Origin of the sequence: Sphingobacterium sp. GVS05A, assembly GCF_019969845.1 — a bacterium.
In the GTDB taxonomy this organism is placed as follows: domain Bacteria; phylum Bacteroidota; class Bacteroidia; order Sphingobacteriales; family Sphingobacteriaceae; genus Sphingobacterium.
The window spans coordinates 76,544-89,570 of the sequence record NZ_JAHXYR010000006.1 but is presented as its reverse complement, the minus strand read 5'-3'; the positions used below and the strand labels follow the sequence as shown (position 1 = coordinate 89,570).

Annotated in this window: 10 protein-coding genes; 4 read left to right on the top strand and 6 right to left on the bottom strand. The window is 42.8% G+C overall.

The window, feature by feature from the left end:
• Positions 1-69: 69 nt before the first annotated feature.
• The 5 genes from LC454_RS15940 to LC454_RS15920 form a co-directional block, all read right to left on the bottom strand.
• The gene (locus LC454_RS15940; protein WP_223583466.1) at positions 70-672 is read right to left on the bottom strand and encodes a 2'-5' RNA ligase family protein; all 603 of its coding nucleotides are present in this window, start codon (positions 670-672) and stop codon (positions 70-72) included.
• An 82-nt stretch (positions 673-754) separates the two neighbouring features.
• The gene (locus LC454_RS15935; RefSeq protein ID WP_223583465.1) at positions 755-2,707 is read right to left on the bottom strand and encodes a gamma-glutamyltransferase family protein; all 1,953 of its coding nucleotides are present in this window, start codon (positions 2,705-2,707) and stop codon (positions 755-757) included.
• A gap of 253 nt (positions 2,708-2,960) precedes the next feature.
• The gene (locus LC454_RS15930; protein WP_223583464.1) at positions 2,961-4,637 is read right to left on the bottom strand and encodes a sodium/sugar symporter; all 1,677 of its coding nucleotides are present in this window, start codon (positions 4,635-4,637) and stop codon (positions 2,961-2,963) included.
• A 52-nt stretch (positions 4,638-4,689) separates the two neighbouring features.
• Positions 4,690-6,018, bottom strand: a complete 1,329-nt coding sequence (gene xylA, locus LC454_RS15925) for a xylose isomerase (protein ID WP_223583463.1) — start codon at positions 6,016-6,018, stop codon at positions 4,690-4,692.
• Position 6,019: 1 nt separating this feature from the next.
• Complete coding sequence (locus LC454_RS15920) at positions 6,020-7,504, bottom strand: xylulokinase (protein WP_223583462.1); 1,485 nt, start codon at positions 7,502-7,504, stop codon at positions 6,020-6,022.
• A gap of 121 nt (positions 7,505-7,625) precedes the next feature.
• On the opposite strand from LC454_RS15920, the gene LC454_RS15915 reads away from it, so the two are divergent.
• From LC454_RS15915 to LC454_RS15900, 4 genes are all read left to right on the top strand, one after another.
• Entirely contained in the window at positions 7,626-8,648 is a 1,023-nt protein-coding gene (locus LC454_RS15915) for a LacI family DNA-binding transcriptional regulator (RefSeq protein ID WP_223583461.1), read from the top strand.
• 28 nt (positions 8,649-8,676) lie between these two features.
• The gene (locus LC454_RS15910; RefSeq protein WP_223583460.1) at positions 8,677-9,234 is read left to right on the top strand and encodes a hypothetical protein; all 558 of its coding nucleotides are present in this window, start codon (positions 8,677-8,679) and stop codon (positions 9,232-9,234) included.
• A 1-nt stretch (position 9,235) separates the two neighbouring features.
• On the top strand, positions 9,236-9,709 hold the full coding sequence (locus tag LC454_RS15905) for a hypothetical protein (RefSeq protein WP_223583459.1): 474 nt from the start codon (positions 9,236-9,238) through the stop codon (positions 9,707-9,709).
• Between the two features lie 82 nt (positions 9,710-9,791).
• Positions 9,792-10,814: a WD40/YVTN/BNR-like repeat-containing protein gene (locus LC454_RS15900; protein ID WP_223583458.1), complete on the top strand. Its 1,023-nt coding sequence runs from the start codon at positions 9,792-9,794 to the stop codon at positions 10,812-10,814.
• Between the two features lie 68 nt (positions 10,815-10,882).
• Here the strand turns inward: LC454_RS15900 and LC454_RS15895 are convergent, their stop codons facing one another.
• Positions 10,883-12,958, bottom strand: coding sequence for a Na+/H+ antiporter (locus LC454_RS15895; RefSeq protein WP_223583457.1), 2,076 nt, complete (start codon positions 12,956-12,958; stop codon positions 10,883-10,885).
• Positions 12,959-13,027: the final 69 nt, after the last annotated feature.

Sequence of the window (13,027 nt, the reverse complement as noted above, 5' to 3'; positions counted from 1 at the left end):
CAATATCTTTTATTGCTAGGGCTAAAGATAAAAAGCTTTACATTACTAGACAATTAAACAGCCATATAATTAGAATTTAAATGAAAGTTGTCCGGAATTTTCTTTCGATTGATTGCCAAATTTGACAAAATCAACGGGTTCATACTGTCCCATGTCAGGATTAAAGCGACGAATATGCACACCGGTACACATAAAACTCAGATCAACCGAGCGTAATAGTTTTTTTGCGAAATCGAGCCGTTCCGGCTCCAATCTACGTCCAATAGAAATATGCGGTTCATCACTAATCTCGATCAGATCAAACGAGTTGAGGGTGTGTACGACCTTTCGGATTCGATCCTTTAGATAACTTCGGGCATGTACTGTGGGGGCAATATAAAAAGTTCCTCCAGCAAAAGAACAAAAATGGTCAAAATAAACGTACTGACTACGTTCATATAGCATCGTTTGTTGCAAAGCTGTAATAGCCTGTGCCAGTGTATCCTCATTTCCGGCAAAAGCACAGATGGTCACATGAGCTTTGGAATTGCAGCTGTGGTACCAGCCTTTGTCCTTATCTGGAAACTCTTCGGCCAATGCCGCTCTCAACTGCTGCTTTAAACCATCCACTAATACTAAACCCGCTTCATCAGGTTGAAAAACAAACGAATACTTATTGACACTACCCTCCATAACAAAAAAATCACCTTTTGATCAGTAGGTAAGATACCAAATACGATGGAGATAACAAAACGATGTTACTTTTCTGTTCAGGTTACCATCCTATTCCATAGTCTTCCCCATTATTGCTACTACCGCCCCAGAGTGTGCCATGCTTCTGATCGAAATAGATCGCATTGATCGGACCACTGTTTCGTTCGCCGAATTGTATGCTATAGCCCATTGTCTTAAGCTTTTCGACAACTTCCTTTGGAGTACGTTTATCCAGTAATAAGCTTCCGGCACGAGGTTTTCGATCGCCAATTTTGGTACCACCCAAAGATAACCACAGTTGATTACTATTGATATTCGGCGCCTCACTCGCCTGCTGTGTTGTCATGTCAAACTCCACAGTATTCAGAAAGAATTGCAACAGATTCTGGTCCTGTGTATCACCACCCTGCACCGCAAAAGAAAGATATGGTTTTCCCTCTTTTAGTGCCAGCGCGGGTGTAAGCGTTACACGCGGTCTTTTGCCCGGTGCCACGACATTGAACGGATTGATCAGCGAGTCGAGGACAAAACTTTGTAAGCGTTGGCTCATACCTACTCCAGTATTTCCAGCGATACAGGCCGGTAGCCAGCCTCCACTTGGCGTGATCGAAACAACCCAACCTTCGGCATCTGCCGCTTCCACACTGGTCGTCCCACGCAATAGCCGATCCATATAGACACTATCTGTTGCCAGAGAGGCCCATAGGGTTGTATCGCGTGGCGATGACAAGGATGTTGTTGAATTCGCATCGTGCTTGGGAACAAAATCTTTTTTTGACTCCGTATCCGGAGTGAATTGTTTGCTACGTTGCTGAAGTAGCTTAGCAAAAGGATTCTTCTTTCCTTCATAAGGATAAGGATCACCAGGAAGAACATGCGGATTGTTATGCTTTGGATCAATCGTAGCGGCCCGTGCCTTGGCATAAGACTCACTTAATAGACCTTGAATAGGTGCCTTAGGTTTGAAATAGGGATCCCCATAATAAAAATCCCGGTCTGCAAAGGCCAGATTCATGACCTGATATATCGTGTGTATATAGGGCGCAGAGTTATAGCCCATAGCTTTTAGATCAAAATTTTTCAGCAACTGTAAACTTTGCAGCATGGCCGGTCCCTGCGTCCACTCTTGTAATTTATAGACGTCTATACCCTTATAATTTACATGCAAAGGTTCTTCTTCAATGGGTTTCCAGTTAGCAAGGTCTTCTTTGGTAATCAAGCCCCCCTGTTCTTTACTGCCACGGACAAATTCATCCGCGATATCTCCTTTATAAAAACGGTCGTAGGCGGCCATAATAGCGGCTTTTCTATCCTTGCCGGCGGCAATAGCTTTCTTCTCGGCCTCAACCAATTTTGAAAGTGTCTGTAGTAGATCTTGCTGTACAAAGATTTCGCCGGCTTCGGGAGCTTCCCTTTTGCTGCCTTCATGGACGAGGAAAACTTTTTTGCTGTAAGGCCATTCTTTGATACGTGCTTTACCACGTTCGATGCTATTGGCCGTCTGGGCATCGATGGGATAGCCCGCTGCCATCTCCATGGCTGGCGCGAGGACTTCAGCCAGGCTTTTGGTGCCATAATGCGCTAACATATAACATAAGCCTCCAGGCGTGCCGGGGGTAACTGCAGCAAGGGGACCGTATTCCGGCGGGAATTCATAGCCCTTTGACCGAAAGAAATCAACCGTTGCTCCTGTCGGCGCAACACCGAGGGCATTGATAGCAATCACCTTTTTTAATTTCGGATGATAGATTAGCGCCTGTGTCTCTCCTCCCCAGCTAAGCACATCCCACATGGTACAGGTGGCTGCGAGCATTGCACAAGCGGCATCAACAGCATTGCCCCCTTGATGGAACAACTGGGCACCAGCGGTTGCAGCCAAAGGCTTTCCTGTAATCGCCATCCAATGTTTACCATGCAATGGCGGCTTCTCAGTACGTTGTGTTTGCCCCTGAACTGGCGTAAATGTGGTCATTATCCCTACAAGAGCAGTAAATAGCGTATACCTTCTTTTCATCCTTGTTATTATTTTAGTGTCCAAAGTCCACCCCTTTGGTCTCCTCCTCTATTGAAACAGGAATACCAGGCCGGATTTGCGCCTCGCAGCACATGTAATAGTTATTGAAGACAAGATAGGAATTTTTTAAAAATCTTCTGACTACTGGTGTAAACCCTCAGGATAAAACGGTAAACAGAAGTTGTTAAAAACAAAAAGCCCATATCAACCGCAGTTGATATGGGCTCTCTATGATGCCTTTTTGATTATCGGATTACCAATAGATGGAATACAATGCAGTCACCAATAAGGCAACAATCAATGCTCCTATCAAAAATGCTTTATGCGGTTTAAACATCGTTGTATCTACCTCTAAACCGGCAGGTACTACCCCGCGTTTATTGTCAATCAAACTGATAATGATCATACCGATGATACAGATTGCAAAGACAAAGCCCATCCGGTCCAAAAACGGAATTTCGTAAATTCCCGTTGTCGGATTTGGAATAGAGAAGCCAGTAGAAGCCAAGAAGGAGAGATCCGCCCAATCTGGTAATTTTTTGAAAATAATGGATAATATAAATCCACCGATCGTTGCAAATAATGCAGCATTTGATGTTGTCTTTTTCCAGAAAAATCCCAAGATGAACATGGCAAAAATACCCGGTGATACAAATCCGGTATACTCCTGGATGTATTGAAATCCACCTTTTTTGTCGATACCCAAATGTGGCGCGATAATCACAGCCAAAATCATGGCAACGACAACTGTCAATTTACCAATATTGACCAACTTCTTGTCAGAAGCTTCGGTATTAAATACCTTTTTATAAATATCCAATGAAAAGATCGTGGCAATACTATTTGCTTTACCCGCCAATGAAGCAACTACCGCAGCTGTCAAAGCCGCAAATGAAAGCCCTTTCAGTCCTGCAGGCAACAAATTCAATAAAACGGGGTAAGCATGATCCGGATTTACCTCACCATGTTGCATCATTTCATTTTGAAATAAGCCATCTTTCCACATAACGTAAGCAGCAATACCCGGCAATACCACGATAATCGGCATCAACAACTTCAAGAATGCAGCAAACAAAATCCCGTTACGTGCAGTCTTCAAATCCGCTCCCAACGCGCGCTGCGTGATGTACTGATTACAACCCCAATAATTCAGATTCACAATCCACATACCACCGATCAGAACTGTCAGTCCAGGTAAATCCAGATAGTTCTCGTTTTTACGATCCAGAATCATATGGAAGTGATCGGAAGCTTTTTCTGTCATCAGTTGGTAGCCCTGTAAGATACCAGAACCACCATAATGTTCTGAAACAAGGTTCAATGCCAAATAGGTTGTTGCCAAACCACCCAACACCAAAAAGAATACTTGAATAATATCCGTATATCCAATCACCTTCATACCGCCCAATGTGATGATAACGGCAAAAATGGCAATAGCATACATACAGGCATCCAGGCTAATACCAGAGATACTGCTCACCGCAATAGCACCTAAGTAAAGAATAGAAGTCAGGTTGACCACCACATATAATAGCAACCAAAAGACAGCCATAATCATGGCTACAGTGCCATTATAACGTTTGTGCAGAAATTGCGGCATCGTAAAGATCTTATTCTTGAGGTATACCGGAATAAAAAACACCGCAACAACAATCAAGGTAATTGCCGCCATCCACTCGTAAGTCGCAATGGCAAGTCCCATCTTGAAGCCTGACCCACTCATGCCGATAAATTGTTCCGCAGAAATATTGGATGCAATCAGGGAGGCTCCAATCGCCCACCAAGTTAGCGATCCTTCGGCAAGGAAATAATCCTTCGAGCCTACAGATTCAGACTTTTTGCGATAATACACCCATAATCCATAACCTGCGACAATGACAAAGTATATCAGGAAAACGATGTAATCTTTTGTACTTAAATAATTATTCATGTATTGGTAATTGGTTTAATTTGATCGCCTAATATAGAAATATTTTGAATAACTATATATATCTATTGATCAAATTTTCTAAATACTCCTGTCTTCCACTGATCGTTTGTGGCTCACCAAATTCTACTGCTAAATCTCTTAAAGACTCCAAAGTCAGAGCACCTTCCTCAAAAGAGGCCCCCTTGCCGCTATCGAAGGACGCATAACGGTCTGTCCTTATTTTGCGGTATTCACCGTCTTCCAAGATACGTTCAGCAGTGAGCAAAGCGCGTGCGAAAAGATCCATCCCACCGATATGTGCGTAGAATAAATCTTGAGGATCAGTCGAGTTTCGACGGATTTTGGCATCAAAATTAACACCACCGCCCTGGAAGCCACCACCTTCTAAAATGATCAGCATGGACTCGGTCAGTTCATTAATATCATTAGGAAATTGGTCGGTATCCCAACCATTTTGATAATCACCACGATTGGCGTCAATCGAACCCAGTTTTCCGGCATCAATAGCAACCTGTAATTCGTGCTGGAAGGTATGCCCAGCCAAAGTTGCATGGTTTACTTCAAGATTGAGTTTGAAATCGTCCAATAGGTCATACTGTCTCAAAAAGCCCAATACGGTTGCTGCGTCGTAATCGTATTGATGTTTGGTCGGCTCACATGGTTTGGGTTCGATAAAGAATGTTCCTTTGAAACCATTTTTACGGGCGTAATCTTTAGCTAGGTGTAAAAACTGTGCAAGATGTTCCTGCTCCCGTTTCATATTGGTATTCAGTAGGCTCATATAACCTTCCCGTCCCCCCCAGAACACGTAGTTTTCACCACCAAGTGCGATGGTGGCATCCAATGCGGCTTTTACCTGTGCAGCACCATGGGTCAATACCTGAAAATCCGGATTGGTCGCGGCGCCATTCATGTAACGTCTGTGACTGAAGAGGTTGGCTGTACCCCAAAGAAGCTTGATACCACTCGCCTGCTGTTTCTCTTTCGCGTAGTCGACGATTGTTGCCAGTCTTTTTTCGTTTTCCAGCACATTATCCGTGTAATCCACTAAGTCTACATCATGAAAACAGTAGTATGGAATATTCATTTTACTGATAAATTCAAAAGCAGCATCCATCTTATTTTTTGCACGTGTGATCGGGTCATTACTCTCATCCCAGGGGAATCTGTGGGTTGGCCCGCCAAATGGATCGGATCCGTCACCATTGAAGGAATGCCAATAGGAACAGGCAAATTTAAAATACTCTTCCATCGTTTTACCTGCAACGACTTGTTTTGGGTTGTAATAACGAAAAGCAAATGGATTTTTACTTTCCTGTCCTTCAAATTCGATCTGTCCGATCCCTTTAAAAAACTCTTTTTGTCCTTTAATAATATTCATTTTATTTGGTTTTGATTTTTGTTTCTAAAATTCCTTTCCATTGTTGATAATTTTCTTCATACTGATCAACATGTTTGGGCGCTACGGAATACACGGGCTTTAAGTTCCTGAAAGCCTCCGTGAAATCAGTATAATAACCGCTGCCGATGCCTGCTCCCATGGCTGCACCAACACTTCCGTCATGATCATATACTTCTACGGGGACATTCGTAGCGCCCACAAATGCCTCCCTGAATACTGGACTGAGGAATAAATTGGCGTGTCCGGCACGGATCATCTGCGGATATAGTCCATTTTCACGCATAATATCCAATCCATAGCGAAAGGCAAATGCTATTCCCTCCTGAATCGCCCGCAGGATATCTGCGGTTTCATGTCTATTCAGATCAATGGATGTGATCGAAGCACCTACCAGTTGATTATTCAACATTCGCTCGGCTCCATTTCCAAATGGGATAACCTGCAATCCCTGACTTCCAATAGCTGCGGTTGCAGCTATAGTATTGATCTGATCGTAGGATAACTCTTTTCCCAAGAGCTTCCGGCCCCAGCTGTTCATAATCCCGGTACCATTGATACAGAGCAATACACCTGTCCGGATTTCATCTTTGCGGTAGTTGACATGTGCAAATGTATTGACACGTGACTCGCGGTCGGCAATCAGCTGGTCGCTCACACCGTAGATAACGCCGGAAGTCCCTGCCGTAGCTGCCACCTCACCGGGTTGGAGCACATTTAATGAAAGCGCATTATTCGGTTGATCTCCGGCCTTGTAATTGATCGTTACTTGGGGTGATAGCCCCAACTCTTCTGCCACAGCGAGTTTAACTTGACCGTGCTCAGCAAAAACAGGTTGTATTGCCGGAATCAGATTCGGGTCAAAACCATAATAGTCCATCAGGGTAGCCGACAGCTCATTCCGCTGAAAATCCCAGAATATACCTTCCGATAAAGCAGATATCGATGTGCTGATGGTGCCTGAAAGTTTCATGGCAATAAAATCACCAGGAAGCATAATCTTGTCAATTTTATGATAGATTTCGGGCTCATTCGCTTTTACCCAAGCCAGCTTGGAAGCTGTAAAATTACCCGGAGAATTGAGATGGTGTGTTAAGTTAAAATCCTTTCCTATCTCTTCAAAAGCTTTATTTCCCAAAGTGACAGCACGACTATCGCACCAGATAATCGCATTGCGTAATACCTGCTGATCCTTATCGACAACAACGAGTCCATGCATTTGATAAGCGATACCAATCGCTGTGATTTGTTTGGGATCATACAACCCGGAAGCATTTGCCTTGGAAAGGGCCTGTTTGAAATAGGCCCACCAATCGCAGGGATTCTGCTCTGCCCAGCTGGGCTGCGGCGAATAAATGGGTGCTTCAACAGAGGGATACTGCGCGGAGCAGATCTTTCGTTGTGAAGATGCTTCGACAATGGAAACCTTGACCGAAGAAGTACCAATATCTATACCTAAAAAATACATCTGATTTTTTTAAACTGGTTATTAAAACAAATAGCGGAAACAATTTTGCAACCGGTTGCATAAAAGTAGGATATGTTTCTGAATTTTCCAAAATATTCAATAAAATTATTTACTTTGGGGCGTGAATAAAAAAACAACAATTTATGATATTGCCCGGGCGCTTGGAATCACGGTTTCAACCGTTTCCCGTGCCTTGAATAACGTACCAACCATTAGTGAGGGGACACGGCAGCTGGTCCTGGCAAAAGCAAAAGAGCTCAATTACAGTGTCAATAAAATTGCGTCTTCACTCTCTTCGGGACGCTCCAATACAATTGGGGTTATCGTACCGACCATGCAAATTCACTTTTTTGCAGAGGCTGTTCACAGTATTGAAAAAGAATTAAAAAAACATAACTATAGCCTGCTACTTTATCAGTCGAACGAATCTTATTCGGATGAGGTAAATGGCATCAAAACCTTACTGGAAGCACAAGTGGATGGTATCATTGCTTCACTATCCTTAGAAACCCAGCAGATAACGCATTTTCAAGAGGTCATCAAGCAGGGCAAATGCCTGATCATCTTTGACCGTACACATCGGGACATTGCGGCACCTGTAGTCAAATTAAACGATTTTGAGGCGGGTTATCTGGCGACCAAGCACCTAATCGAACAAGGGTATAAAAAAATTGGTTTTATCACCACAAACAAAGAAATCGCGATTTTCCAGGATCGTTTCAGTGGCTTTGAAGCCGCCTTAAAAGAGGCTGATCTTCCGCAACTGGATGATCTTATTGTCCGTGGGGAGCTGTCTATTGAAGCGGGGATTAAAGGTACGGAGCAGATCTTACAATCTTCCATTCAACCGGATGCCATCATTGGTGGTGACGACTTCACAGCCGTGGGGATTATCCAAGCACTGAAAGCAGCTGAGATTGCTATTCCAGCGACCGGTGTCATCGGTTTTGCGAATCAGACTTTCTCTTCGTTTATTACGCCCGCTTTATCAAGTATCGATCAACAGGCCAACAAAATGGGCGAAGAATGTGCTAAACTCTTTCTGAAGATGGTCAAACAAAAGAATCCTTATGAAGATATCGAGCAAGTTGTACTAGATCCAATCCTGATAAAAAGAAAATCTACCTGTAGAATAGACAAATAATTGATAACTTTGCCGAAATTTGAAATAAATGCAAGCCAGGCAGAAGTTTAGAATTTTAAGTATTTGCTTATTATTTGTTATCCAGGCACTCTTTCTAGTCGCCATCTTCGTTGAAAACACCAACTCATATATTGTACTGTCATTCATCGGATTACTTTCCTTATTCATCTTATATAGTTACCTCAAATCGCCGATACACCACCACATCCATGAATATGAGTCGATCAAAATTGCGGTTTGGGTGCCAATAGGTGCTATCATCTCCTATTATTTTAATCAGATTTTTGGTCTCGGACCAGTCATGGGGGCTGCACTGACGGGTACATTGGCGTCGTTCATTCCCAACATCAATAAAGATTCCGACTACCTTCCCCATCTTCCTGCGTCCATCTATTGTGGTGCTTTTGTCGGTATGTCGAGTTCCCAAGTTGCTCATGGTTTTTCTTTTATATTGACGGCGAGTGTCTTTACCGCAGTCTTTCTGGTCATTTCAAAAAGCTTACTGAATGGTGTAGGTGGCAAATTGGGAACACTGGCTTTCCTCGGTGTTTCGCTAACTTATTTACTGCTTTATCTTTTCAAATAACATGGAAATATTCATTCTATATCTTGTCGGAATTATCGGAAGTACAGCGACATATTATGTAAACACAAAATACAAACAGGGCGCAGTACGCTCCTCCGCATTACTGACGTTGATCGTATCAGGTTTCCTGTATTTCTTTCCCCATCTACTCTCCACCTATCTCACACAGTATATTCCGGCCGTATTTATTGGTGCATCTTTTATTGGTATGGTATCCAAAACACAGCTGTCCACCTACTTTGGACTTTCGTTAGCGGGTGTTATTTTTACCACCATCCTACTCAACACCAGTAAGTTTTTCAATGGGTACGGTGGCGCATTGGGAACATCGGCCTGTATATCGTTGCTCGTGATATTAAGTATCCCTTATTTCAAATCGCCAAGAAAAATGACAGTTGGCTTACTCCTATTGAGGAAAACGATATTGAAAAAAGGACGTAAAGCATCCCGCAGAGGTGTAGATTTGTCTAAATAATATGCGTAGATTTACCGTAACAATGCGAACGGATTTACTGCAAAAATACAACTGAATTTATTGCAATAACTAGTATAACTACATGAAACCACTATTTCTTCTCTTTCTCGTTCAGGTATTTCTTATTGAAAGTCTATCTGCACAAAAAAACACAATTCAGCTGTTGAACCAAGAACGCAATAGCAGCTATCGGGGACTAAGTGTAGTCGATGACCAAACACTTTGGGTCAGCGGAAGTAACGGCACAGTAGGCTTGAGTACCGATGCTGGAAAAAATTGGCAGTGGGTCAATCCGATCGGTTATGAAAAGATAGACTTTAGGGATGTCGAAGCTTTTGATGAAAATCAGGCCCTGATTATTTCAGCAGGTTCTCCAGCCTTAGTATTGCTTACGACTGATGCGGGTAGAAGCTGGAAGGAGGTTTTTAAAGATACACGACCTGAAATATTTTATGATGGCTTTGCTTTTACACCCAAAGGTGTCGGTATCGCTTTTGGAGATGCCATCAATGGGAAGATGCCTTTATTAAAAACAACAGATTTTGGACAGACATGGCAGGATATATCCTCCAATCTAAGCTATGCCATTTCCGAAGGTGAGGCTGGTTTTGCCGCCAGTGGTACATCCATATTTAGTCTTGCAACCGGAGATTTCTGGATCGCAACTGGCGGAACGGTTTCCAATATTTACACGAGCAATGATCACGGGGACACCTGGCAACGTTACAGCTGTCCAATTACGCAAGGACAAAATAGCACTGGCCCTTTTTCCATTGCATTTAGTTCACCTAAGTCAGGGATCGTCGTTGGTGGTGATTACAGAAATGACAAAAACAAGGAAAAAGCCTGTTTTTTGAGCAATGATGGTGGCAAAACTTGGCAGGCTTCAAGTCAGCCAATATCAGGTTTTAAATCGGCTGTAATCTATCTTTCAAACAAACAACTTATCTGTACTGGAACCTCGGGAACGGATCTGTCAGCGGACAAAGGAAAAACATGGTATACAATCTCTCAAGAAAGCTACAATGCGGTGCAGAAGGCTAAGAAAGGTAAAACCGTCTTTTTGGTTGGAGATAAAGGAAAAATAGCAAGGTTGATCCAATAGACCAACCTTGCTATTTTTTGAGCCTTTCGTCAGTTTTGAGCCTTTCGGCTTTTGGTGGAAGAATCAACTTATTTGCGTGTCAGGCGCGACTCTTCTAGATCCAATGAATATTCCAAATCTTTGATGACGTCACTGTCGTACTCTTTGCTTTCTTTCATCTTCGCTAATCCGTTGCGACGTACAACCAGAATTTCCAGCATAATTTTATTGTACAATCCTCTAACAGCCGATAGCTGCGCTCGGGTATCCTCTTCTTTGGCGCGTTCAGATGCATTTATACTTCGGATAAGCTGTTCTTTTACTCGTGCGATTGTCTCGTACTCCATCATCTCCTTGGCATAGTGTTTATCAAGATATGCAATAGAGTCCCTACCGAGCCTAACACGGATTTCATCAATTTGCTCTTCCATCGGCACTTGTTCATCAACCTCCTCGATCTTGATCAATTTTATCAGCAGGGGTAATGTAAGTCCCTGAAACACCAAAGTCACCAGAATAACGACGAAAGTGATAAACAAAATAAGATTACGATGTGGGAAAGCTGTTCCGTCATATAAGGTCATCGGGATAGCCAAGGCTGAAGCAAGTGAAACGACACCTCGCATACCAGCCCAACCGACGATTAATGGCAATTTCCACCCCGGTCCTTTTTCTCTGACGCGAACTCTTTTGAACAATAAGCGTGGAACATAAGCCGAAAGATAAACGGCCACCAATCGCAAAACAATAACAATAACACAGATGGCCAAAGAAAAATCAATCGCCTCTTCCATGGAGTATTCACCTAATCCATTGATGATCACAGGAAGTTCAAGGCCGATCAGGATAAAAACAAAGCCATTCAATAGAAAACCTATTGTTGCCCAAACCTCCTTGGTTTGGATACGAGTATGGTAGTTGAGATAATCGCCTGCCCGGAAAGAAAGAAATAAACCACCACTGACGACTGCCAATACGCCTGACCATTCAAAATGCTCGGCAACGATATACATCAGGTAAGGAGCGATGAGTGTGATGGGGGTTGATATACTGGAGGATTTAGCAACATAACGCAAGAAGAAATACAAGATATGGCCGATCACAAGTCCAACAACAACACCCATGACTGACAGCACAAGAAATTGTGTTGTTGCCGTACCCATCGCAAATTGCCCTGTTAGGATAGCGATGGAAGCAAACCGAAATACGGTCAAAGAAGCCGCATCATTAACCAAACTCTCCCCCTCCAGGATAGCAATACCCCGTTTGGGTATACTCACGCCTTTTAATACTGAACTTGCGGCTACCGCATCCGGCGGAGAAATAATACCACCCAACAGAAAACCTAAAGCCAAAGTGAAGCCCGGAATAATACTGACTGAAAAATAAGCGATTGCCAAGGATGTAAAAAAGACCAAACCAAAACCCATGATGAAAATGGATCGGCGCCATTTCAGAAAATTGTTCCAGTTAGTATACCAAGCTGCTTCAAACAACAAGGGTGGCAAAAATACCAAAAAGACAATATCCGGATCTATGCTAATCACGGGCGCTCCAGGAATAAGAGAAATCCCTAACCCCCCAATAACCAATAAAATGGGATAGGATATCTTTAATCGTTGACTGAGGACAAACAGCATCGCCATAAAGAAAAACAACACCATTACCAGGAGTACATTATTATGAACATTGTGTCCCAGCTTACCGCCAATAGCAGATTTGACCTCCTGATAAGGTGCGAGCATAGACAGATTATATTGTTGAATTTTCCAATCATTGTCTATTATGCTTAACACACCGGTACCGCGAAAGTACTTCGTATTTATCTTAAAGATTTCGTCAAACCATGCTGTCGTACTGTCGGTATTAAAATGGACAGATCGGTTTTGGTAGGTATAATTCCAGGCATATTTGGGGTTAAAATACTGTTCAGAGAATTTATCGCTATGGTTTTTATCCCAACGTTCCTCCCGGTCGGCACCCATTATTACCGCATCTGCCGCAAGTGAATTGATAAAGGGGCCAAACTTCACCTCGCCTGAAGATTTATGCCAGGTATCTAATGTCTTATTGATCGCATCAAGGGGTTCTTGAGCCATCAGCGAAACCGTAAATAAAAATAGACTCAAAAAACAATAAATCGCTATAAAGGTTTTTTTAATCATAAATAATGAAAACGTGTTTTTATTTTGTGGAAATATCTTTCCATGTAGATCATAAAACAAAAAGCTGCG